At 36.5% G+C, this 24303-nt stretch carries 28 protein-coding genes and 1 riboswitch; of the genes, 14 read left to right on the forward strand and 14 right to left on the reverse strand.

Going from position 1 to position 24303, the window contains the following annotated elements:
- Positions 1–81 precede the first annotated feature (81 nt).
- From gcvPB to gcvT, 3 genes are read right to left on the reverse strand one after another with little or no spacing between them, the layout of a single operon-like run.
- Entirely contained in the window at positions 82–1542 is a 1461-nt protein-coding gene (gene gcvPB / locus DX933_RS11450) for an aminomethyl-transferring glycine dehydrogenase subunit GcvPB (RefSeq protein ID WP_123316567.1), read from the reverse strand.
- A complete protein-coding gene (gene gcvPA / locus DX933_RS11455) occupies positions 1535–2887 on the reverse strand; it encodes an aminomethyl-transferring glycine dehydrogenase subunit GcvPA (RefSeq protein ID WP_123316568.1) in 1353 nt (450 codons plus the stop codon). The genes gcvPB and gcvPA overlap by 8 nt, the downstream gene beginning before the upstream one ends.
- A gap of 35 nt (positions 2888–2922) precedes the next feature.
- Positions 2923–4026 (reverse strand): glycine cleavage system aminomethyltransferase GcvT, encoded by a 1104-nt coding sequence (gene gcvT / locus DX933_RS11460; RefSeq protein ID WP_123316569.1) that lies wholly within the window; start codon positions 4024–4026, stop codon positions 2923–2925.
- Between the two features lie 509 nt (positions 4027–4535).
- Positions 4536–4630, reverse strand: a riboswitch (glycine riboswitch).
- Between the two features lie 149 nt (positions 4631–4779).
- On the opposite strand from gcvT, the gene DX933_RS11465 reads away from it, so the two are divergent.
- Complete coding sequence (locus DX933_RS11465) at positions 4780–6429, forward strand: DEAD/DEAH box helicase (RefSeq protein WP_123316570.1); 1650 nt, start codon at positions 4780–4782, stop codon at positions 6427–6429.
- 1 nt (position 6430) lies between these two features.
- The gene (locus DX933_RS11470; protein ID WP_123316571.1) at positions 6431–7228 is read left to right on the forward strand and encodes a YqhG family protein; all 798 of its coding nucleotides are present in this window, start codon (positions 6431–6433) and stop codon (positions 7226–7228) included.
- Between the two features lie 19 nt (positions 7229–7247).
- Here the strand turns inward: DX933_RS11470 and DX933_RS11475 are convergent, their stop codons facing one another.
- On the reverse strand, positions 7248–7430 hold the full coding sequence (locus DX933_RS11475) for a YqzE family protein (RefSeq protein WP_223805951.1): 183 nt from the start codon (positions 7428–7430) through the stop codon (positions 7248–7250).
- 136 nt (positions 7431–7566) lie between these two features.
- On the opposite strand from DX933_RS11475, the gene comGA reads away from it, so the two are divergent.
- The 9 genes from comGA to DX933_RS11520 all read left to right on the forward strand — a co-directional run bounded on the left by comGA (position 7567) and on the right by DX933_RS11520 (position 12581).
- A complete protein-coding gene (gene comGA, locus DX933_RS11480; RefSeq protein WP_123316572.1) occupies positions 7567–8577 on the forward strand; it encodes a competence type IV pilus ATPase ComGA in 1011 nt (336 codons plus the stop codon).
- Positions 8540–9595 carry a competence type IV pilus assembly protein ComGB gene (gene comGB, locus DX933_RS11485; protein WP_190279502.1) on the forward strand — a complete coding sequence of 352 codons (1056 nt, stop codon included), beginning with the start codon at positions 8540–8542 and terminating at the stop codon, positions 9593–9595. Before comGA ends, comGB begins: the two co-directional genes overlap by 38 nt.
- A 12-nt stretch (positions 9596–9607) precedes the next feature.
- Positions 9608–9925 carry a competence type IV pilus major pilin ComGC gene (gene comGC / locus DX933_RS11490; protein WP_123316574.1) on the forward strand — a complete coding sequence of 106 codons (318 nt, stop codon included), beginning with the start codon at positions 9608–9610 and terminating at the stop codon, positions 9923–9925.
- Positions 9888–10343 (forward strand): competence type IV pilus minor pilin ComGD, encoded by a 456-nt coding sequence (gene comGD / locus DX933_RS11495; RefSeq protein WP_190279503.1) that lies wholly within the window; start codon positions 9888–9890, stop codon positions 10341–10343. Before comGC ends, comGD begins: the two co-directional genes overlap by 38 nt.
- Positions 10330–10668, forward strand: a complete 339-nt coding sequence (locus DX933_RS18905) for a type II secretion system protein (protein ID WP_190279504.1) — start codon at positions 10330–10332, stop codon at positions 10666–10668. The genes comGD and DX933_RS18905 overlap by 14 nt, the downstream gene beginning before the upstream one ends.
- Positions 10616–11068 carry a competence type IV pilus minor pilin ComGF gene (locus DX933_RS11505; RefSeq protein WP_123316577.1) on the forward strand — a complete coding sequence of 151 codons (453 nt, stop codon included), beginning with the start codon at positions 10616–10618 and terminating at the stop codon, positions 11066–11068. Before DX933_RS18905 ends, DX933_RS11505 begins: the two co-directional genes overlap by 53 nt.
- Entirely contained in the window at positions 11037–11444 is a 408-nt protein-coding gene (locus tag DX933_RS11510; protein ID WP_123316578.1) for a hypothetical protein, read from the forward strand. The genes DX933_RS11505 and DX933_RS11510 overlap by 32 nt, the downstream gene beginning before the upstream one ends.
- A 126-nt stretch (positions 11445–11570) precedes the next feature.
- Positions 11571–12269: a helix-turn-helix transcriptional regulator gene (locus DX933_RS11515; RefSeq protein WP_123316579.1), complete on the forward strand. Its 699-nt coding sequence runs from the start codon at positions 11571–11573 to the stop codon at positions 12267–12269.
- Between the two features lie 69 nt (positions 12270–12338).
- Entirely contained in the window at positions 12339–12581 is a 243-nt protein-coding gene (locus tag DX933_RS11520; RefSeq protein ID WP_123316580.1) for a DUF2626 domain-containing protein, read from the forward strand.
- 103 nt (positions 12582–12684) lie between these two features.
- Here the strand turns inward: DX933_RS11520 and DX933_RS11525 are convergent, their stop codons facing one another.
- Positions 12685–13311, reverse strand: coding sequence for an MBL fold metallo-hydrolase (locus DX933_RS11525; RefSeq protein ID WP_123316581.1), 627 nt, complete (start codon positions 13309–13311; stop codon positions 12685–12687).
- A 149-nt stretch (positions 13312–13460) separates the two neighbouring features.
- Between DX933_RS11525 and DX933_RS11530 the strand changes: the two genes are divergently transcribed.
- On the forward strand, positions 13461–13640 hold the full coding sequence (locus tag DX933_RS11530; protein ID WP_123316582.1) for a DUF2759 family protein: 180 nt from the start codon (positions 13461–13463) through the stop codon (positions 13638–13640).
- 205 nt (positions 13641–13845) lie between these two features.
- Here DX933_RS11530 and DX933_RS11535 read toward each other — a convergent pair whose 3' ends face one another.
- From DX933_RS11535 to rpmG, 8 genes are all read right to left on the reverse strand, one after another.
- Positions 13846–15753: an LTA synthase family protein gene (locus DX933_RS11535; protein ID WP_123316583.1), complete on the reverse strand. Its 1908-nt coding sequence runs from the start codon at positions 15751–15753 to the stop codon at positions 13846–13848.
- 147 nt (positions 15754–15900) lie between these two features.
- The gene (locus DX933_RS11540) at positions 15901–16878 is read right to left on the reverse strand and encodes an ROK family glucokinase (protein WP_123316584.1); all 978 of its coding nucleotides are present in this window, start codon (positions 16876–16878) and stop codon (positions 15901–15903) included.
- Positions 16879–16883: 5 nt separating this feature from the next.
- A complete protein-coding gene (locus tag DX933_RS11545; protein WP_123316585.1) occupies positions 16884–17087 on the reverse strand; it encodes a YqgQ family protein in 204 nt (67 codons plus the stop codon).
- Between the two features lie 34 nt (positions 17088–17121).
- On the reverse strand, positions 17122–18669 hold the full coding sequence (locus DX933_RS11550) for a rhomboid family intramembrane serine protease (protein ID WP_123316586.1): 1548 nt from the start codon (positions 18667–18669) through the stop codon (positions 17122–17124).
- Positions 18670–18859: 190 nt separating this feature from the next.
- Entirely contained in the window at positions 18860–19042 is a 183-nt protein-coding gene (locus DX933_RS11555) for a hypothetical protein (protein WP_123316587.1), read from the reverse strand.
- Between the two features lie 62 nt (positions 19043–19104).
- Positions 19105–20112: a ThiF family adenylyltransferase gene (locus DX933_RS11560; protein WP_123316588.1), complete on the reverse strand. Its 1008-nt coding sequence runs from the start codon at positions 20110–20112 to the stop codon at positions 19105–19107.
- 12 nt (positions 20113–20124) lie between these two features.
- Positions 20125–20673: a 5-formyltetrahydrofolate cyclo-ligase gene (locus DX933_RS11565; protein WP_123316589.1), complete on the reverse strand. Its 549-nt coding sequence runs from the start codon at positions 20671–20673 to the stop codon at positions 20125–20127.
- 124 nt (positions 20674–20797) lie between these two features.
- A complete protein-coding gene (gene rpmG / locus DX933_RS11570; protein WP_089062448.1) occupies positions 20798–20947 on the reverse strand; it encodes a 50S ribosomal protein L33 in 150 nt (49 codons plus the stop codon).
- 187 nt (positions 20948–21134) lie between these two features.
- On the opposite strand from rpmG, the gene DX933_RS11575 reads away from it, so the two are divergent.
- Together DX933_RS11575 and DX933_RS11580 are read left to right on the forward strand one after the other, a co-directional pair.
- On the forward strand, positions 21135–21476 hold the full coding sequence (locus DX933_RS11575) for a hypothetical protein (protein ID WP_223805952.1): 342 nt from the start codon (positions 21135–21137) through the stop codon (positions 21474–21476).
- A gap of 20 nt (positions 21477–21496) precedes the next feature.
- Positions 21497–22102 (forward strand): hypothetical protein, encoded by a 606-nt coding sequence (locus DX933_RS11580; RefSeq protein WP_123316590.1) that lies wholly within the window; start codon positions 21497–21499, stop codon positions 22100–22102.
- Between the two features lie 46 nt (positions 22103–22148).
- On the opposite strand, the gene DX933_RS11585 is transcribed toward DX933_RS11580, so the two are convergent.
- Complete coding sequence (locus DX933_RS11585; RefSeq protein ID WP_123316591.1) at positions 22149–24284, reverse strand: peptidoglycan D,D-transpeptidase FtsI family protein; 2136 nt, start codon at positions 24282–24284, stop codon at positions 22149–22151.
- Positions 24285–24303 lie beyond the last annotated feature (19 nt).

Below are 24303 nucleotides of genomic sequence, written 5' to 3' on the forward strand. Positions count from 1 at the left end.
TGAAAAGACCTTGCGTAGTGTCATTTAATTATTTATTTGAAAAACAGCCCCATGGAGCATAGGGCTGTTTTTATTTTGTTGTTATATTTTTTTGTAACGTAAAATTGGTTTTCTTGCTGCTGTTGTTTCATCCATTCGCTTCACTACTGTATGATGTGGTGCTTCCTGAACAATTTCTGGATCCTCTTCCACTTCTTTGGCGATTTGTAGCATCGTATCAATAAAACCATCTAAGGTTTCTTTTGATTCAGTTTCTGTTGGTTCAATCATAAGTGCCTCTTCCACGTTTAGTGGGAAATAGATGGTTGGTGGATGGTAATCAAAATCCAACAGTCTTTTGGCGATATCCAATGTACGTACGCCAAGTTTTTTCTGTTTTTTACCAGACAAGACAAATTCATGCATGCAATGCTGTGTATATGGCAATACATAAGCTTGCTCCAATTTTCTCATCATATAGTTTGCATTCAGAACAGCATACTCACTAACTTTTTTCAGTCCTTCTGCCCCCATCGTACGAATGTACGTGTAAGCGCGTAAATAGATACCGAAATTTCCGTAATAAGGTTTTACACGGCCAATAGATTTTGGACGATCATACTCAAATACATATTGATCATCATTTTTTACGATGACCGGCTTCGGCATAAAGGCTGCAAGTTCTTCTGAAACCCCTACTGGACCAGAACCAGGACCACCACCGCCATGAGGGCCGGTAAATGTTTTATGCAAGTTCAAATGAACGGCATCAAAGCCCATATCTCCTGGACGCGCATAACCCATTATCGCATTTAAATTCGCACCATCATAGTATAATTTCCCGCCAGCCCCATGAACAATTTCTGCCATTTCTAAAATTTCCGTTTCAAATAAGCCCAATGTATTTGGATTGGTTAACATTAACGCGGCAGTATCATCACCAACGACACGCTTTAAATCCTCCAAATCAACGAGCCCTTTATCATTCGATTTTACAGTTACGGATTCAAAGCCTGCAACTGTAGCAGAAGCAGGGTTTGTTCCATGCGCTGAATCTGGAACAATTACCTTTTTGCGGTTGAAGTCTCCATTTGCTTCATGGAATGCGCGTATCATTAACAGTGCCGTCCATTCACCATGGGCACCAGCTGCAGGCTGCAAAGAAACTTCAGCCATTCCAGTAATTTCTTTTAATGATTCTTGGAGATCATACATCATTTCCATAGCACCCTGTACACCTTCTGGTTCTTGATGAGGGTGAATGTGACTAAATCCCGGCATTCTTGCTACATCTTCGTTAATCTTTGGATTATATTTCATCGTACAAGATCCAAGTGGATAAAAGCCAGAATCTACACCGTAGTTACGATTCGATAAACCTGTATAGTGGCGCATAATTTCTAGTTCACTTACTTCTGGTAAGTCAGCTGGGGTTTTCCGAATATAGGAATCATCTAATTCCTTTTCTAATTCTACAGTAGGAACATCCATTTCCGGCAAGCTATAACTTGTTCTACCTTTTTTACTACGTTCGAATATTAATGGAAAATTTTCATTAGCCATTGATTATTTCCCCCAATTCAATCACAAAAGCTTCTATTTCTTCTTTTGTACGAATTTCTGTTACTGCAATTAACATATGCTGATCTAAGTCTGGATAATTTTTCCCTAAATCATAGCCACCAATGATGCCACGATCTAATAACTTTTTATTTATAGTAGAGACAGAATTAGAAAGTTTTACTACGATTTCATTGAAAAACACACCATTAAATACAACCTCAAAGCCAGATGCTTCTAACTTTTGCTTTGCATATCTAGCCTTTTGCATATTCAATTCAGCCATTTTACGTAAGCCATGTTTGCCGATAGAGCTCATCGCTACTGAACTTGCAAGTGCATTTAATGCTTGGTTGGAACAAATATTAGACGTTGCTTTGTCTCTGCGAATATGTTGTTCTCTTGCCTGAAGCGTCAAAACATAACCACGTAAACCATTTTCATCGGTTGTCTGACCTACTAGTCTTCCCGGAACTTTGCGCATCAACTTGTCAGTGGTGGCAAAATAGCCACAATGCGGTCCACCAAACTGTGCAGGTATACCAAACACTTGTGTGTCTCCCACGACTATATCTGCTCCAAATTCTCCTGGAGGAGTCAAATATCCAAGTGCAAGCGGATTACTAGATACGACAAGCATGGTTTTCTTTTGCTCCTGTATAAGTTCTTTTATTTTTGCAAGTGGTTCAATTTGTCCAAAGAAATTTGGGTACTGAATAATGACACTTGCCGTATTTTCGTCTAATTCTTTTGCCAACTGTTCTAAATCCGTAACACCATTATGATGATCAATTTCAACAATTTCTAGATCAGGTCCGACTGCATATGTTTCCATTACGGCCCGTGACTCTGGATGAACGGCTTTCGAAACAATGATTTTCTTTTTTCTTGTGGAGGCAGCGCTTAAGTTCATCGCTTCCGCAAGCGCAGTCCCTCCATCATACATGGATGAGTTTGCAACAGGCATGCCTGTAAGCTCAGAAATCATCGTTTGAAATTCAAAAATAGCTTGTAATTCTCCTTGGGAAATCTCTGGCTGATATGGTGTATAAGCTGTATAAAATTCAGAACGTGAAATCACATGATCAACCACAGACGGAATAAAATGATCGTATACACCTGCACCTAGAAAGGAAGTATTGTCAATCGTATGTTTATTACGTGCTGCCATCGATGCTAATTCTTTTTTTAATTGAAATTCATTTGCTGGTTTTTTTAGCTTTAAATCTTCTTTTAAACGAATTTTACCTGGAATATTTGAAAATAATTCATCAGTTGATTGAATGCCAATTTGTTCTAGCATATTTTGCTTGTCCGCATCTGTCATTGGCAAATAGCGAAACTCCATGATAAATCCTCCCCTGTGTTTAAATAATTCTTACCTTATTTTGATAAAAAAGGCTTTTTAATAATTACAGATTTAAGTTGTCGCTTTCTAACCTGTACGAATAGTTCCGTTCCAACCTCAGTATATTTACTATCAACTAATGCAAGGCCAATATTCTTTTTTAATGTTGGTGATTGTGTGCCCGAAGTGACAAAGCCTATTTTGTCTTCTCCAACCAATACATCATAACCAGTACGTGGAATTCCTTTATCAATCATTTCAATTGCAACAAGTTTACGTGTTGGTCCTTCTTCAACTTGCTTTTTTAAAATATCTTTTCCAATAAATTCTGCAGCTTTATCCACTTTCACTGCAAATTTAAGACCGGCTTCTATTGGAGAAATATCCTTCGATAACTCTTGTCCATACAATGGTAAATTTGCTTCGAAGCGAAGTGTATCTCTAGCGCCTAATCCCACTGGTACAAGCCCTTCATCTTTTCCGGAATCTAGTAATTCATTCCATAACCGTGCACCAGCTGCTTGGTCTATATATATTTCAAAACCGTCTTCACCAGTGTAACCCGTTCTAGACACAAGAGCAGTATCTTTCACAGAACCGATTTGAACATCTGTCTGAAAACCAAAAAACTTTATTTGAGAAAGATCTGTTTCTGTTAAAGCTTGTAGAATTTCCTCTGCTTTCGGTCCTTGTAATGCAAGGAGCGCATAATTATCTGAAACATTTTCAATGGTAACTGACTCATGTTCTTGATGCTGCACCAACCATTCATAGTCTTTATCTGTATTTGCTGCGTTTACAACAAGTAAATAGTCCTTTTCTTTTAGCATATAAATTAAAAAATCATCGACAGTTCCACCATCCTCGTAGCACATAAAAGTATATTGTGCCCGGTTTGGCTTTAATTTGGATACATCATTGGTAACCATCTTTTGTAGAAAAGCTAAACTATCGTCCCCTTGGATTCGAATTTCTCCCATATGAGATACGTCGAAAAGTCCTGCCTTTGTTCGGGTTGCCTCATGCTCTTGCTTAATACTAGAAAATTGTACTGGAAGGTCCCAACCTCCAAAGTCAATTGTTTTTGCCCCATATTTCTCATATTCCGGGAACAAAGGCGTTCTTTTCAGTTCACTCATCGTCATCCACTCCTTTTTTTGGCATAAAAAATAGAGATTTCACTTTTAGAGGTAGCCGCATCATAAATAAAAAGACAGTCCGTCTTTTTATCCGAATTAACATACCCTTCATATCGAAAGGAAATCTCTGTCCTATTACCAGAAAGTTGCACACCCTTAAAGTATCCCGTTCAATAAGCATAAAGGATCTTACATGAACCACATTTTGATGCTAGCGCCGTGTAGCACATCACATCTTGCATCATATCAGCCTGCTTCATTCTCTTATCAAATAAATGATATGTACAAACAAACTGTTGTTTGTACGGTGACATAACATGAGCTGACTGAAGCGGGTTCGGTTTCGAATGATAAGTCCTATGCTGCCAACTAGCTTATACAACTGGTGAGATAAAAGCATTAATTCCTTTGTCCGGCTAGGGCTTACTGAACAACCACTAAAAATATTCCTTAAAGGTGCTTGCTTCGTTGGTGGTCTGAATAAATGAACCAGACACTCTCCAGAGTTGCGTCCTACAAGAGTCTTTTTGCCTGAGAGATTCACTTTCGTTTGCTCCTTCGGCGTTACCTTGATGAATATGGTAAGCTCTCCCCTTGTATTCATTCGCTTTTATGAAAAATGATGATTTGGGTTATACTATGTAACAACTTTGTGAAATAACTATTTTCTAAATCATATTATAGCATAGAACCAAATTTAAAAATAGTTGCACTTTTATACATAAACTATCATTAGTTAAAGGATTAGATGCAATGACAGATTTTCAAATTGAAACAGATCAGCAGTTTATTGAAGCATTTTTACACCAGTTAAAAAAAGATGAACAATTCTCTTCTTGGGAACTGTTTAAAATGGCCTATGAGGCAGAAGCTTCAACAATCATACCGGATTTTGATGGCTTACGTGCACTGGAATATCTACCACATATGTCCTTCCTCCCCCATCAAATAGATACTGCCAAAACCGCTATTGAGGAAATGAATGGTCGTGCTATCTTAGCTGATGAAGTTGGTCTTGGGAAAACGATTGAAGCAGGACTAATTATGAAGGAATTAATGGTTAGAGGGCTTGTACACAAAGCGTTAATTCTTGTTCCAGCTTCTCTCGTTAGTCAATGGGCACAAGAACTGCAGGAAAAGTTTTACATCCGAGCTATACCATATCGAAAAAATATGGCCTGGGATCAGTCGAGTATTATCATCAGTTCTATTGATACTGCTAAACGTGATGCCCACAGGGAAATAATACAAGACATTGATTACGACTTACTGCTAATCGATGAAGCACATAAATTAAAAAACCATCAAACCAAAAATTATGATTTCGTAAAGCAAATTCGAAAAAAATATTGTTTAATGTTAACCGCAACTCCTATTCAAAATAAGTTGATGGAGTTATTCAATTTGGTGTCTATCCTAAAACCTGGACACTTAGGTAGTTATGATATGTTTTTAAAAAGATACGGTAATCACCGTCACGCTATTCAAGAAAACGAATACTTAAGAAAGTTAATACAAAAGGTAATGATTCGCAATACACGTGAATCGACTCAGCTCCAAGAGAGCAAGCGAAATATTGAAACCGTGTGGGTTGACTTTTCTCCATTGGAAATGGAACTATACCGTGAATTAGAACAAGTAACAGAATCATTTTCTCCATTTTCCAAGATAACCCTTCTTCGCGAATATTGTTCATCGAAAGAAGCCTGCATGTTATCTTTACAGAAGGTTGCCCAAACCGAAAATGCAGTGGGCCAACTCGAGCCACTTATCGAAAAATTTTCGAAGCTGCCACATCATGCAAAATCCCAGAAAGTGCTTGACATTATTCAAAAGGCTCCAAATGAAAAAATAATTATTTTCACAGAATATCGTGCCTCCCAGCTATATTTGCAATGGTTTTTACAACAACATGATATTCGTTCCGTTCCTTTTCGTGGCGGGTTTAAACGTGGTAAAAAGGATTGGATGAAACAGCTCTTCGAAAATCACGCTCAAGTGTTAATTGCTACTGAAGCAGGTGGTGAAGGTATTAATCTTCAGTTCTGTAAAAATTTAATTAATTATGATCTACCATGGAATCCAATGCGGTTGGAACAGCGTATTGGCAGGATACATCGTTATGGTCAAAAAAGTGATGTGCATATTTATAACTTATCAATTCGTGATACTTTCGAAGAACAAATTATCAAAGTTTTATATGAAAAGATTAAATTATTTGAACGGGTAATTGGTGAACTGGATGATATTTTATCAGCATTAGATATCCCGGATATCGAACAGGAAATTCAAACCATATTTACCCAGTCCACCTCACCAGGAGAAGCTAAAATCAAATTGGAAAACCTATCATCGGTAATCGAGCGACATACAAACGCTAGCAAGGAGGATGAGGCAAACTAAGATGGCAATTACAAATATAAATACATTTCTACGTGATTACTTCCAACTGAATGAGTGCCCCATTCTTCAAGAACAGAATGGCGTATTAACCGTTCAGCTTACTGAAAAGATGGATAAGCGACTAATGAATCGTCCTTTTTATTGGCAATATGTAAAAAGCATCGGAAAACATGGTGAGCCCATGAAACTCACACTAATTACCAATCCAGTAAATCGCCATTCGAAAGGAGAATGGGTCCATTTTGGAAGTCCGTGGTATGTACAAATTTTAAATCATTTAAAGGAAGAACACCGCTTCACCAAACTATATCAACGAGATTTTGTGCAAGAAGAAAAAACGGAGCTGCACCCATGGTTGATATTAAATCAAAAAATCAGTTACATAGGGCGCCAAAAGCGTGATGAGCTTTTTTCACTTGGACTCAATCTTATTAATGGACAAATGAAAACCAATATGATGACGTTTCTGGATGCACTTACACTTCAGCCTAGTATTCCTGATTTTAGTTACACGATTTCTCCTTTAATTAAATTAAAAAGTGGCTATTTACGAGTGCAATCCGTTTTATATGATTATGTTACCCAGCAGAAACATCCATGGGCAGTTGAAGCGAGAGCAAAAATGGAAGAAGATGTAGATTTGGCGAAGCATTTTTTTCATGACGAAGCGGATCACGCCCAATTGGATAAAGAAATTAGTGAAATTAGAAATAGGTACGAACCAAGGATTTGCATACAAACAATTAATGGCGGATTATTTTATTTGAAGCGACAACAACCACCAAATCAACAAAACTAAAAGCAGCTGAACTTGTTCTTCAAGGCCTCAGCTGCTTTTTTTGTCGCATTAATTGTACAGAAAATGACAACATACCAAACCAACGATATGTGTGCTCAAGTTTCGGTTTTTTCCTTTTTTCCTTTTCTTCCTGTGACATATCAAGATACGTAACAATTTGTTGTGTCAAAAATTTAACATATTCATTTCCAGAAATCCCCATCACCCCTTTTATTCCTTTATCCTATCATGCCAATTTTAACATCCATCTATTCAAAAACTTTTTAAAAAATAAGAAGGAATTCTATACTGCAATGGCGAATTAAGTATACAAGCTATTGAAAGGAGCTGTTGTGTGATTGAAACAACCCAGTCATTTATCTGAGAAACTGCTTCAATCTGCTTTTGAACAAGATGCCTCTGATATCCACTTCTACCCCCAGAAAGAAGCCACGACTATTTATTTTCGCATCCATGGTAAAAGAAGCTTCTATCAACAAATTAAGAATCCACATTACAATCTTTTACTAACCTATTTTAAATTTACTGCTGGTATGGATATTGGTGAAGTAAGGCGTCCACAAAGTGGGACTATCTTTCATGAACATTCAGGAACTTCCTATTCTCTTCGATTATCGACTCTACCTGTAAATCAAGCAGAAAGTCTAGCCATACGTATTTTACCTCAACAAGCAAGCCTATCCTTGGATCAACTTTTTTTATTCCCACATCAATATAAACAAATCGAGCAATGGATGTTGCATCGTGCTGGATTAATATTATTAAGCGGTCCAACCGGCAGCGGTAAAACAACCACACTTTATTCATTATTGCAGGCAATTATACAAAAACATGCATTCCAAACGATTACATTAGAGGATCCAATCGAAAAAACGATACAGGACATTCTCCAAGTTCAAGTGAATGAAAAAGCTGGAATTACTTATCAAACAGGATTAAAGGCTGCATTACGGCATGATCCTGATATTATTATGGTTGGCGAAATCCGCGACGCTCAAACTGCTAAATTTGCTTTGGAAGCAGCATTAACAGGACATCTAGTACTGAGCACTGTGCATGCAAAACACACCATAGGTACCATCCATCGGTTAAAGGAAATGGGTTTTACTACCATTGAATTAGAGCAATCTTTAATTGGCATTGCCTCACTTCAACTACTTCCAGTCATTATTGGCAATCATTCCTCTAGGCGCGCTGCTATCATGGAATTATTAGATGGTACACATTTGGAGCTTGCACTGAAAGATACCAGCCTAAATAAGCAACAATTATCCCATTCATTTCAAAATTTAAAAAGGAAGGCATATGCCTATGGATTTATTTCGAAACATACGCTACAAACACTTTAAAGATAAAAAAGTTTCTGCACCCCTGCAGTATCGATTTTTATCCCGTCTTTCCCGACTTCTTGGAAATGGTTATCCTATGTTACATGCATTAGAAACCATGCAATGGGATAAGACACTTGCACCTATTGCAAAAGAAGTTACCAACGAACTAAAGCAAGGATATACATTAGATCAAGTGCTTGTTAACCTTCAATTTCATTCAAGTATTACCTCTTATCTCTTTTTTTCTAGAACAAGTGGTGAGCTAAAAGAGTGTATTGATAAAAGCATTTTGTTGTTTGAACAACGCAATACCTACACCAAGAAATTCAAACAGATTATACGCTATCCGATTATCCTTCTAATGATTTTCTCCATATTACTAATCGTTCTGAAACATACGGTGCTACCTGCTTTTTTGGATCTTTTTCTTTCTACGCCTGAAATAACATTAACCATTCAAACATCTATTTTTCTTATTGACTTTTTTATATTTTTCATTAGTGGAACTGCTGTTGTTTTATTCATTAGTTATGTTGTATGGAAATATAAATCACCTACTATTTCTATAGAAAATCGTTTGCGAATATACAGAGGTATTCCAATTATTCGCAGTTTTCTTCGGCTGCAAACATCCTTTTTATTCGCAACCCATGTCGGCACATTGTTAAAAGCAGGAATATCCATTAAGGAAATACTACGAATGCTATCGATTCAAGACAAACAAAAGATAATCTCCCACTATGCGCACCTCATGAATCAAGAACTTTCCAGGGGGGTGTTTATTACAAGCTTAATGACACAATTATTCTTTTTCGAGAAACAACTTGCAGCAATCTTTCAGAAGAATACAGAATCTGTCGCATTGGAGAAAGATTTAATGGTCTATGCAGATGTACTTATTGAAGAACAGCATCGAAAAATCATGAAAATAATTACACTTGTACAGCCAATTGTTTTCGCTGTATTGGCAGGATTTATCGTATTTATTTATGGAACACTTATGTGGCCTATGTTCCAACTATTAAAAACCATTTAAAGGAGAATGAGTATGTTTACTAATAATCGCGGTTTTACATTGATTGAAATGCTCATCGTATTACTCGTCATTTCAGTTCTAATTATATTAATTGTTCCAAACCTTGGCGGTAAAAGTAAAGAAGTTTATAGCAAAGGCTGTGATGCATTAGTTGCTGTTGTGCAAGCTCAGGTAGATGCTTATTATTTAGAGGAAGGCTCCTATCCAACAAACTTAGATGCCCTTGTTAGCGCTGGATACATTGAAGACAAACAAACTGCCTGTCCAAATCATCAATCATTGGTTTATCAAAATGGAAAAGTATCCCCTCCAACCAACACGAATGACTAATGAAAAAGGTTTTACCCTAATTGAGATGTTACTCGTATTAGTCATCTGGTCCATTATTGTTTTACTGGGTGCACCACTTGTGTCTTCTATTATAGAACAACAAGAAGAAAAGCATTTCTTTAACCAACTTGAGTCAGATATTTTGTATGTGCAAAATATGACAATTGGAACAGGTGAATATATGCGCATGCACATGCATGAAACTAAATACGATATTATTGATAGGGAATCGGGAAAGAGGATTACTCGACAATTGCCTGATGGCTGGAAAATCCAAGTTAGAGTGTCACCTGTTATCAGTTTTAGCAGTTTTGGTGTGATTAAAAATCCCGGCAGCTTTACCATCACTACCAAAAACAAAAAATATTCAGTTGTATTTCGTTTTGGTAAGGGGCGAGAATATATTGAGGAAAGCTAATGGTTTTACTTTAATTGAAGTACTTTTCGCCACAGGAATCATATGTATATTGGCTACAACATTCATCCCTATCCTTTCTCTCGTCGCTCAAGAAAGAGTAGTTTTAAGTGATCGTCGGTTTATTGTTAACCAATTACAAGACGACCTGCAAATTTATATGTGGGAGAATGATACTTATCCAAGCATCTACGAAAAGAATGTAAGACAAAGAGTTGTTAACTATATATTCCAAATGGAACACGCTTTAGTAAAAGGATGTGCCAATTGGATCAATGTCAAACAAAGAGAAGAGGTTTTCTGTCTATATGCCGCGCTTCCAGAATGAAAGTGGGTTTACACTTTTATCTAGTCTCCTTTTTCTATCCATGATTTTATTCCTAGTTCCAATACTAGCTAATATGATGAAGCTCACCCAGTATGATTCTAGGTATGATGAACTTTCTGTTTGGCATTTCTTTCTTTTCCTTCAGCACGAGACGACTGAAGCAGCAGGCTATCAAGTTACTGGAAACACATTACATTTACAATTAAGAAACGGGAAAACTGCTAGTTATAGCCGCTATTATAGTGATATAAGAAGGCAAGTAAACAGCGTAGGTCATGAAATATATTTAAAAGATGTTAAACAAATCGAATTTGTACCTCTGACATTTGGCTTCAAAACCATCGTACATTCTATCCAAGGAGAAATATATGAAAAAGTCATTATCTTTCATCCAAAATAGTAGCGGCTTTATGATGCCTTTGATAATGCTGTTGATAGTCGTCATTCTTTATGCAACTTCTGCATGTATACACTTATATATCAATGACTTACAAATTACTGAACGATTACTAGAACAGAAAAAAGTAGAATCCATCATACAGCTTGCTGAAGTATCTTACCGTAAAGACATGACTGATACAGCATATCAACCACAAGATGTAAAGATGTATCACTTTCCAAATGGAACAGCAGAGGTTTCGGTGTCTTTTTCATCAGATACACCGAATAATTTATTTCTAAGAATCCATACAAATAATAATTTTTACAATGTAATCACGATGCCCTACCCAAATATAAACCCGTCCTCCCCAGCTATTTCGGATGAAATCGAATAATTTTGACTAGGTTGTGACAATATAGGCATAAAGTTGTGTATAATTTATAACAAAACATAAGAAGATCACTATCTCGTGCAACTATTTACTATAATAAAAGTAATAAACGTTGTGAGGTGGATTTCTATGCAACAAACATTGAAAGTCACGAACGTATTAAGTGATCCAACACGCTTTAATATTTACCAATATTTAATTCAAGACAAGCATGAAGCAACTGTACTTGATGTTGCAGAACAATTTGATATTCATCCGAATGTCGCCAGAATGCATTTAACGAAATTAGAAGACATCAATTTGGTTATCTCCTTTGCACAAAAGACTGGTAAAGGTGGTAGACCAAGCAGAATGTATCGATTATCAGAACAGGTAATTGAATTAAATTTTCCACACAGAGATTACAAAATGTTTTCTATTATTGCACTTGAAACCTTTGCTGAACTTGGCGAAACTGGGAAACAGGCATTGTACGATACAGGTAGAAAATATGGTATGAAGGTAATGGAAAGATATCAAACACCAAGTTTAACAAACATTACAGTTGAGGAAAAGATTCAGATCTTGGAGGATGCTGGTTTAATGCTGGGTATGTATCCTAATTTTGATTACAATCCAGAAAAGAAAAGTATTACATTCAAAGTAAATAATTGCCCTTTCAAAGAAATTGCAGTGAATAACCAGGCCATGGTATGTAACATGCATCGTTATTTTCTTAAGGGGATGTTCGAAACATTGTTCACTGATATTGAACTAGTTGAAACAGGAAATATGTTCCAAGGCTGCGAAAATTGCATTTATGTAGCAAAAATTGCTGCAGAAGCATAAGATTCATTTACAATATTTCATTCCTCGTTTATAATACAAATGATAAGGTTACCAGAAGGAGGGGAAAGCATGGATCGTATGTTCCGCGTGCTGGCTTTTTGGACTGGGATTTTTACAGTTATGTTCTACGTTGGTGATATGTATAATACCGCACTAATATTCCTGGTACAAACTGCTTTTTTCCTAACAGTGAGCTATTTGAAATTATCTGAAAGAATGTATATGTATCTATTTGGAGCCTACTGTACCGTTTTTTTCATCGGTTTCACCTGGTACTCCGAATTTATCTTGGTGCCAGGATTCGGGCACTAAGTCTTCCAGGCCCAAAAGGCTTGGAGCTGTACATATCTTCAAATAAAAGATCCGTTGCAATTGCTGCAATGGATCTTTTATTTTTATTATTTGATCAGATGATTTAATTTTCCGGGACAAAAGGATTTTGTTTCTTTTCTGCATGAATGGTAGTTGCCGCACCATGGCCTGGATATACTATAGTTTCGTCTGACAGTTTATACAGCTTTTGACGGATGCTATCCACGAGGACCTGTGTATCCCCACCTGGTAAATCAGTACGGCCAATACCTTGTTGGAATAATACATCACCACTAACTACAAATTGTTCCGCTTTAAATACAAAACTAACACTACCGGGAGAATGTCCTGGTGTGTGCAGCACTTCAAATTGGAAGCTTCCCAATTTCATTTGTCCTGGTAGGATTAACTGCTCTGGTGATTCAGTTGTGTAGCCAACCCCATCGAAGTATAGGGATCGATTTAATTCCGGCGACATAAGCCAATCTTTTTCATTTGCATGGAGATACACGTCTAAACCATAATGCTTCCTTAGATCTCCTACTGCACCGATATGATCATAATGAGCGTGTGTTAATAGTATTGCTAACGGCTTTAACTGATTAGATTCTAAATATTCTATAACCTGATCCGCATCCCCGCCTGGATCAATGATCAAAGCCTCTTGATGTTGGGAAAGAAGATAGCAATTTGTGCCCAATGGTCCTAACGGCTTTTGTATAATTTTCATCTATAATACCTCCAACAGTTCTTTGATGATAACACTCGACAAATTCATTACTTTCATATAAAATAAATATTGTATGAGTTATAAGTACATCATAATACATAAGTAAAACGTTTATCAAATGCAAACAATGTTAGGGAGGTTGACTTTACATGCAGCATATCATACTGGCCAGTATTTTATTAGTTGTTGCACTACTTTCAGTTGTTTCTGTAATACGCCAATTGAAATTTAAGAACTTATTCGCACTTGGTTTCTCTGCTGTTTCTGCATTAGCGTTTGGTTTTTTCTCCATCGCTACGATTATATCAGTAATTAAAGACAGTCTATAAATGATAAAACTCCGATCCTTATATGGAAATCGGAGTTTTTTACTGGTGCTGTTGTGAATGATAACAACGGACTGTGAAATAACTGGTCCCTCATCATAAAAAAACGGTCATGTTTATCACGATAAGATAAATATGACCGTTATTAATATTGGATACTGCTAAATAAACCAAATCTAAGATTATTTTCCAATTCCTTTATCATTATTTACGGTGTATCGTTGAAGTCAATAAATCGAAATAAATCTCCATAAATAATTTGATCTGAATATTCAAGCTCTGTTTCCACTTTTTCAGCAATTGGTGTACAAGCATTTTCCACAGGAGTTTCCCCGTTTGTATCTTCTATATTCTGTTCCAATGGTTCCCCTGTCCTTCGATCATAGCAGATACTACTTGTGTATATATAGTCATCGCTGATAAAGTCTCCGTTTCGCAAAGCAATAAACCCTTTACGATCATCATGAAATAGATCATTTCCAAAATATATATCATTAGATGTATCTAAGCCAACCATGTGCATGATTGTAGGCTTCACATCAATTTGTCCAGCAATCTTATCCATCACCTTTCCTTTACCATGGCCAGGAATATGGACAAAGAATGGAACTTTTTGTAATTGAACATGGTCAAAAGGAGTAATTTCATCTTTTTCTAAATATCTACTCATTGCCCGATTATGATTAGCACTAATACCATAATGGTCTCCCATAATAATGATAATCGAATTATCATATAAATTAGCTTGTTTTAGCTGTTCAAAAAATAATTCTATCGCTTCATCCATATAACGTACCGTTGGAAAATAATTATTTAAAGTATTTGAATTAGAATCATATGGCTCAATAGACCGATCCTTTTCATCCAATTCAAAAGGAAAATGATTGGTTAACGTAATAAACTTCGTATAAAATGGCTGTTCAAGTGACTGTAAATACTTCATGGACTGTTCAAAGTAAGGTTTATCCTTAAGGCCCCAGCCCACTGAGTTTTCCTTGGTTACTTCATACGCCTCTACCCCATAAAAATAATCGTATTTTAAGCTATCGTACATTTGATCCCGATTCCAGAAACTCTTTCCATTCGCATGAAAAACTGCTGAGTAATAATCTGCTTGTTGCAACAGCTCCGGTAGACCATTATATTCATTTTGTCCATGGGTAAAGAAAACCGCTCCCCTCGATAAAGGGTATAAAGAATTTTCAATCAAAAATTCAGAATCTGACGTCTTCCCCTGCTCTGTTTGGTGATAAAAATTCTCAAAATAATAGGTGTCTTCATCTTCCACAAGTTCATTTAAGAAAGGGGTAATTTCTTGACCGTTCACCTCATTGTTAATAACAAAGCTTTGGAGTGACTCAGCCGAAATGAAAATGATATTTTTATCCTTTGCAATTCCAAACAAATCTGATTTCGTATTACTACGAATATGCTCTTCCATATAATGTTTAATTTCCGGAATTTCATTACCATCAGCAAATACTCGCTGCGTTTTAACCTTCGAGTGAACGATCGTGTCATAAATATGATAGTTGAATAAACCAATATTTTTAACAAGATATTCCCTATCAAATGCCTTGGTAAATAATTGTGGTCGCTCCATTTCTGCCAAGAAAAAATTCCCAGCAAGCAACATAAGTGACAGGACTAGCGCAAATACTTTGCTGCGTCGTAAATAATGAACAGCCATTTGCTCTTCCCGCTTGGAACCTAACCACCAAATGATTGCAGCATCAGCAAACAGCAATATATCATAAGGTTTAATTAAATTTAAAATACTCGAACCTAAATCAGCTGCATTTCCACCTTGAAATAGTTGTGGAACAGTAATAAAATCTGTAAAGGAACGATAGAATACGAGATTTGCAAAAATGATAAAAGAACCGATTAATGCCGTGTACCGTAAATATTTCATTTGACGTGTCTTCTTTTTAAACCATACACTAATTGAAAAAACCAAGAACGCTGAAATAAATGGATTGATAAAAAGAATTAACTCCTGCATGGCGTTGTCAAGTTCTATATTAAACAGAACGCGGTACACAATATATGTCTTCAGGCCGAAAAGTATTGTCGCGATAACATATAAAGGAACTTTAAACCGTTTGACATGCATATGGTATCCTCCTAGATAATGCACAAACCTATTTTAATTATAAATATGCTGCAATAATATACCCGTTACTGCTGATAGATAAACCTATATTTTCTCTCTTCTATAATAAAGACGTATACAACATGGAAAAAGTTTCATCATTTTTATTTATTTTTGTTTATTATTATTTTCTTCATGCTGTAAAACTAGATAGGCTGCTCCGATTAAGCCTGCATCATTTCCTAGCTGTGCAACCTTCATTTCGCATGCAGCTGCTGTTCGCGTTAATGCATAGGATTGAAATGCCTCGCGAATAGGTTCTACGAGCTGATTACCAGCCTTGGAAACACCGCCACCAATTAATACTTTTGAAGGATTGAGAACAGTTGCCAAGTTTGCAATCGTTAAACCTAGTAAATCAGTTGTACGATCAATAATTTTCATGCTTCCCTGATCGCCATCTGCAGCAAAATCAAATATATCCTTTGCAGTAATATGTCCAGTTTTTTGATAATGTGCAGCTAACATTCCAGCCGGATCCTGAATTGCCATTTCCAATCCTTGTTTTGCAAAACCTGTGGCAGAAGCAATCGTTTCTAAACAGCCTTTTCTTCCACAATTACATGGTAGTCCATTGGGATCAATAGTCATATGACCAATTTCTCCAGCTGTACCATTCGCACCATCAATGATTTCTCCATTTGCTATAATTCCACCACCGACACCCGTACCCAGCGTTATTGCAATCACGTTATCCGCGTTGTTTCCAGCCCCTTGCCAATTTTCACCTAAGACAGCAACATTTGCATCATTTTCCAAGTAAGTTGGCAAATTTGAAATCTCCTGGAATTGTGTACCAAGGTCTACATTTTTCCACCCGATATTAACTGCTTCAAACACATATGCATTTTTAGAATCAATAAACCCTGGCGCTCCTATCCCAATGCCTAATAAAGATGCATGTTCTACACCGCGATTATTTAGCTCATTTTCAATAGATGACCAAACTTCTTGAACGATGAATTTACCGTGTTCTGCCTTATTCGTTTCAATTTCCCATTTATGCTGTATGGCACCATTTGTATCGACCAATCCCATTTTAATACTTGTGCCACCTATATCTACTCCAATACATATTTTCCCCATTTCATTCACTCTCTTTCTGATTTTGCTAGTCTTATTTCTTTCTTTAAAATTAACACAGCTTGTTGATATTCTTGTATCTGGATACATCCAGATTGGTATAACTCCCTTACTTCCATTTCCATTAATTCTAAATCAGCAGTTCGATTTCCTACATAAATAAATATTCCAAATCGCTTTAATAGCTGCTGTACATCATACATATTTTTCATATTTAACCAGCCTCTTATTTATACCGACACAGTATTATTTAGCAGTTTCACCCGTTATTTCTTCATAAAGCTCTTGATACATATCATCATCTGGATTCAATTCATATGCTTTTCGGACGGCCTGATCTGCCTTTTCTGTTTCCCCTGTATCTTGATACAGTATCGCTAAATTAAAATATGCTTCCGGAAGCTCATCTAGAGCGATAGACTGTTCTAAATCTTTGATGGCTAGATCATATTTTTCCATACCGATATAAGCATAGGAGCGCTGAAATAGCAGAACACTTTCGAAATCTCCCGGATTTTCTAATGCTTTTGTTGCACGGTCGATAATTTCTTCATATTCATTTTCCTGTACCAGCTCTTCAATATGTGCCAATTGGTAGGCAGCATTATTTTCGTTATTCTCTATTCCAAAATAAATTAATCCAATACTGGCCAGGACATAGATAAGAATAGCTGTTGCTTGCGTAAGCAGCTTACGTTTGCCGGGAACTGATACAATGGCTGCAGCAATAAATCCAGCAATCAAACCTCCAATATGTGCACCATTATCAATTTGTGGAACAGAAAAGCCAAAAATAAGATTGATAACAATTAATACTAATACATTGGTGCCCATCGTTTGGAAAAACAAATGCCTATATTGTGTTCCAAAAAACAATAGAGCGCCAAAAAGTCCAAATAAAGCCCCTGATGCTCCTGCAGATACACTCATGGAAAAAGTAAAACTTGCTAGTCCACCACTAATTCCCGCTAACATATAGATGATAAAAAATCGCCATGAGCCATAAATTCTTTCCACAAGTGTTCCTAAGTAATACACAGCTAACATATTCATTGCCAGATGGAGAAAACCAATATGTAAGAACATCGAGGTGATGATACGCCACCATTCCCCATCCATCATGATGGCGGGATTATACTTTGCACCAAATTGGATGAGTGTCTCAATTGAATTACTGCCACCCTTTAATTCCAATACAATAAACATGAGAATATTTAACGCTAAAATGATGTATGTTAGCAAAGGTTTTCCAAAGTGAAATACACCTTCAGTTTGTTTACGCTGATGTTCATACATGCTTTCCAGTTCTTGTTTATGATGTTCAATTTCTAAAGATAAATTTTCCTCTGAAACTAGATTGTGAGTGCTTTCTTGCTCCATACCAGTTGTCTTGAAATAACGCGCTTCTTCCTGTTCAAAGTTATTTTCATCCATATAATATACATGCATTGCAATTGGCTTTTTTTCACGCAGTACCATTGGCTTTTTCAAAAGCTCCCAATCATCTACAGGAGTATGTTTTGCAATATAAACATTATGAATAATGATCTGTTTTCCTTGCAGCAATTTCCCCATTGATTTTACGCGTTGAAACACACTACCAATATCCTGTTTCAAATGATTTTTCCAATTATAATCCTTATGAAAAATCCTTGTGATAATAGATTGTTTATCTTGATATTTTACCAACCATATTTCTTCGTTCTCTTCATTAATATGGAGTATTTCAAAATGATGTTGTTTTGCCAAATGATTGGCAAACGAATACATTCTATATACTTCTAAATCATTCATTCGATTTCCTCCCTACACCACATCATACCAAAACAGTTATAAAAACACTCTTTTAATCACTTCTTTTATTCAAAAGATATATCTTTTGAACCATCCTAACACATTTATTACAGCTTATGACCATTCATAAAAAAATAAGTACCCAGTAAAGATCCAGGTACTTATTTTTGGATATACAGAACCGTTTGTATCATGATTGGGAATCCATGATTTCCAATGCGCTTTTTTTTACGATTGGAACCTTCATGAATGAACGAACTGCTATTTTTCTAAACACGCCAAATTTCATCAATACGTTTAAAATACGATAACGCAGCTTCAATATAAAAAACACAGAAATCAATATTCCTAGGAACACATATACATTTCTCATCCTTTGCACCCTCTTTACCAATGGTGCACTTAGTTATTTTCATAATGATAGGATATTATGCATTAGGAACCTATATAACGGTCGTACCATGCGCGTGCTTCAATCGGGTCTTCCGTTCCTTGCACAAGTACCCTGCCATCCGGGAACAGAACAAATTCTTTTTGAGCGTCTACGTGTGCTTTTAATAAAAATGGTGTTTGTTTCACATCTGCTATAGATGACAGTTGTTTTCCCCACTGTGCTAAATCAATACTTTGTTTCTGATGGATTTGTACTGTATTTCTTCCACATAAAACAGAGGTGTCTGATGATGGACTTCGCTCTAGCGCAGGAAATGTATCGTGGGTACAAACAGGACATGCTGAATCCTTTGATTGTAAGCTAATGTCATAGGATTGATTTCCCCATATATCTATCGTTTGTAGTGTGCCACGTAGCGCATCCAGATTTCCAGTCAGGTATTTTAAAGCTTCCGTTACCTGCAATGATGAAATGATGTCAACAACTGGTGAAATCACACCTACTGTATCACATGTCTGTCCTGTTCCAGCACCTTCTTTCACATGACACCGTAGACAAGCAGTTGTATGCGGTATAAACAACGCCGTCATTCCTCTTGAACTAACTACGCCACCATACGCGTATGGTATACCACGCTGAAAGCATATGTCATTCATTAAAAATCTTGTTGCAAAATTGTCCGTTCCATCTAATACAATATCCACATCTTTCGTTAGTTCTTCGATATTTTCATTAGAAACATGTCCGACAATTGCTTCCACCTGGACTTGGCTATTGATGTTAGAAAGTTTTTCTTTGGCAGCAATCGCTTTTGGCAATGCATTGGCAACATCGCTTTCATCAAATAACATTTGTCTTTGCAAATTACTTGCTTCAACAACATCCCGGTCAATTAGGCGAATATTCCCCACACCTGCTCGAACCAAATGATTACTAATTACTGTGCCTAACGCACCGACCCCAACTACCAGCACCCGACTCTCAGCAAGTCGTCGCTGTCCTTGTTCTCCAATCGGTTTAAAAAGAATTTGTCTTGCATATCGATTCATCGTCTTCCCCCCTCACCCATCATAAATAATGAGATGCTCTACGCTACGGTCGAAAGGCTCTGCTGGAATTTCTTTTGTGAATTGCATGGGATGCAGAAGAGACACCGTTTGATTTGGAAAATTAGTGAGGAAACGATCATAATATCCACCACCAAAACCAATTCGATATCCACGCTCATCAAAAACAAGTCCGGGCACAACAAGTAAATTAATATTTGTCTTGTTGACGCGATGTGAATCTGTTGGGATTGGTTCTAATAAATTATAATAAACGGTTTCCAATTGATCATAGCTTTCTATTATATAAAATACCAATTCTTTTGATTTTGGATTACATTTCGGAACACAAATATTCTTTCCCTGATTCCAACCTGCTTCAATAATCATTCTTGTGTCCCACTCAAAGCCTTGCGATATCGTAATACCGATTACTTCCGCGCTCTCCCAATAAGGGGATGCAAGTAGTTGTTCCGTCATTCTTTTTTCAATAGTTTTACGGTAATTGACATCTAGACTTTGCATTTGATGTATAAGTTGTTGTCTCCATGCTTGTTTATTCATAAACGCCCGCCTCCATGATTAAGTTTACACGCTAACAAAAGTATACCTTAAGACGAAAGTATAAGAAAAAAATTGATGGTATTAAAAAAACCCTCGATATGTACATACAAGGGTTTTTCAATACTTATTTTGTTTCACGATGAAGCGTGTGTTTTTTCAAACGTGGGCAATATTTCATAAGCTCAATTCGCTCAGGATTTGTACGCTTGTTTTTCGTAGTAATATAATTACGTTCACCAGATTCAGTGCAAGCTAATGTAATGTTAACGCGCATGGTTTTCCCTCCAAACTATAAAATCTTACCATTTCATTATCGGTAAAAAATACATCTCTGACTTAATTATAATAGCAGATATTAAACATTCTATCAACAGACAAAGGAAAATTTTTTATGGTTTATACTTTTCCAATTGTATGGTATAAATAATAGAGTATTGTATTACAATTGGGAGGGCAAGAAAATGTTGATTTATGTTGGAATAGCGATTATCGCAATCGCTGTGATACTGTTTATATTATCATTCTTTATGAATGATCGGTTCGAAAGTCTGGAAAGTCAAATTGAACAATTATCCATATCGACCATGCAGGATGCATATCAAATGAAAAAGAAAATCAAAATTCTGGAAGAGGAGCTACTAACCAACTCAACTGATACGCAGCAAGTTGCAAGCAGGGATTTCCAACCACTGCTTATCCAAAAGGTGTATGAGCTATCACAACAAGGTTACTCTCCGACAGATATCTCTAAAAACACAGATCTAAGTGTGCATGATATACAAACAATACTAAAAAATTATTAATACAAAGATAGGTGAATACGATGAGAAGTCCGATACGAGCATTTTCTTTAGGCCTCTTTGCTGCTGGACTCATCATCCTAATATCATCCCTGTTCTTTAACACCTCTGAAAAGAGAGCTGAAGAATATCCAGTGGATGATATGATAAATATTATGAAGGATGAAGGGTACCGTGTCATGTCAGAATCCGAGTACATTGCTTTGTCGTTACAAAAAGATGATGAACAACAAAAAGCCAATGAAGATACAGAGAAAACGGATAAAGATGACAAGCAGGATCAAGCAAAAGACGACCAGACAACCGATTCGAAAGATAACAGTAAGAAAGAAACAGACAAGAAAGAAGACAATACAAAAGATAAAACATCTGAACATGAAAAAACAGATAAAAAAGATGACAAGAAAGATGATAAAGATAAGGTTGTTACATACACCTTAAAAATTGAATCAGGTATGCCTTCTTCTACAATTGGTGATTTACTAGAAGAAAATAAAGTCATCAAGGATGGCTCGAAATTCAATAAATACTTGGAAGATGAAGGTTACAGCTTAAAGATTCAGCTGGGTAACTTTAAAGTAAATAGCGATATGACGTTTAATGAAATAGCTAAATTACTTACAAAATAACTTAAAGCAGCATTTCCATTTTGGGAAATGCTGCTTTATTCATTACTTATTCATCTGAATCTGTTTCTTCCTCTTTTGTATCCTTCGCCTTCTCTTCGCCTTGATCACGTTCTTTCTTCAATTCAAAATACGTATCTAAAATCCCCTCACCTATCTTATGCTGGATTGGATGCTGGCCACGTACACTGCCTAAATAAGGGACGATTACAGCAAAGGCAATTTCCGGCTCGTCATATGGTGCATAACCAATTAACGATAAATTCTCAGTATAAATTTTATTCCCATTTACAAATACTTCGTTCTCCGCTGTACCTGTTTTACCAGCAGGTTTATAGTCCTTATTCGCAAAATAACTATATCCCGTACCACCTGGAGATTGCAGTGCTTGACGGAAACCTTCTTGAACTCGTTTGATATAACTACTATCCATTTCAACTCGATTAAGCACTTCTGTATTTTTGCTTCGATAAATGGTACCCAATTCATCTTCCGCATTACCATCGGGATTCCGTATTTCCTTTAAAAAATGTGGTCGAACACGATAGCCATCATTTGCAATTGTGGCAACATATTGGGCCAATTGCATAGGGGTATAGGTATCATACTGTCCAATTGCAAAGTGTAATAAATTACCAGCTTGTGGAGTTTGTCCAACATATCCTGTTGATTCAAAAGGAAAATCGATTCCTGTTTTTACACCGAGTCCAAACTGATAAAAATAATTACGCATTTCCTGAAACGCACTATTATTAAATTTAACAGAAGCGTTATTTGGAAATGGATTCCGATAATCTCCGCCCATACGAAGGGCAATATAAAACATGTAAACGTTAGAAGATCTTCTTAGGGCATCCAAATCGTTCACATACCCTAGATTCATCCAAGAACCCATCTTTTTCGTTCCAGCAATTTTTAATGGTCGGTCATAAAAAGCATCCCCTGGCGAAATGACACCGGATTGATAGCCTGCCAGTACGCTGGCACCTTTTACGGTTGAACCAGGACGGTGTGCATCATATAAGGTGCGGTAGGAATTATCGACAAATTTCTTTTCATCCCGATCATAATGCTGTCCTGAAACTGCGAGAATCTCACCCGTTTGAGGATTAAGCACAACTGCAAGTGCATCCTCTAAAAATCTATTTTGATACGGGAACTTGTTGATTGCAGTTTTAAGCTCTTTACGAACAACCTCATCTACTTTTTCCTGGAATTCCATATCAACAGTTAGGACGAGATCTTTACCTCGTTCCCCTTTTACAACGGTTTTTGTGTCGACAATTTTTCCATTTTTATTGGTTGAATATTGTATTTGTTCCTTACGTCCTCTTAACACATCCTCATATTGCTCTTCTAATCCACTCGTACCAACTCTATCGTTACGACTGTATCCTTTTGCAAGATAATACTGAAGCTTTTCAGCAGGTAAGCCAATTTTTTCAGTAGAAATATTTCCGAGTATATTTTTGAATGTTTCATCATACAGATACTCTCGGTTCCAATCGGTTGTCGCGTTAATACCAGGTAATTCATCCAGATGCTCGGCAACCTTGGCATATTCCTCGGAGGTCACATTTTCGTTCTTAACAATCTGCGGTGTTAAAGAATAGGCTTTGTCTAATTCTCTTTTTATCAGGATGATATGTTCATCCTTCTCTGTTATTTCAGCAAGTTCTTCGTCTGTTATTCGCTTTAAAATCGTCTTATATTGTTCAGCGTTCGACAGTTTTTCAAGTTCACCGTCTTTCAATTTTGCCACAGCCTCTTCTTCATGTAGCAAATACCAGTACTCCTTACGTTGACGTTCCGAAATAGACTTTAATTTAGCTTTTTTATCTTTTTTATCGGTCGTATCATACATCGTAATATAATTCGATAACTTTTGAGCAAGCTCTAATTTATCCTTTGCCTGTACACCCTTTGGCGGGGTATAGGTTATGGAATATAGTGGTTTATTATCCACGACTAAATCATGATTCCGATCATATATCTTTCCACGTGGTACTGGAATTTTCGTTGTATCCTTCACTGTTTTATTGATTTCTTCTTCATATTTCTCACCATTTAGAATTTGAACAACTCCAAGCTGGATGATCAAAACAGAGAACATCAAAAATACAATAAAGAATAAAATATTTAATCGAAATGGAAGTTGTGCTTTTTTCTTCTTTTTCTTTATCATATTTTTCTCCCCCTTGAAT

It is taken from the genome of Ornithinibacillus gellani, from assembly GCF_003730295.1.
GTDB lineage: Bacteria > Bacillota > Bacilli > Bacillales > Amphibacillaceae > Ornithinibacillus_A > Ornithinibacillus_A gellani.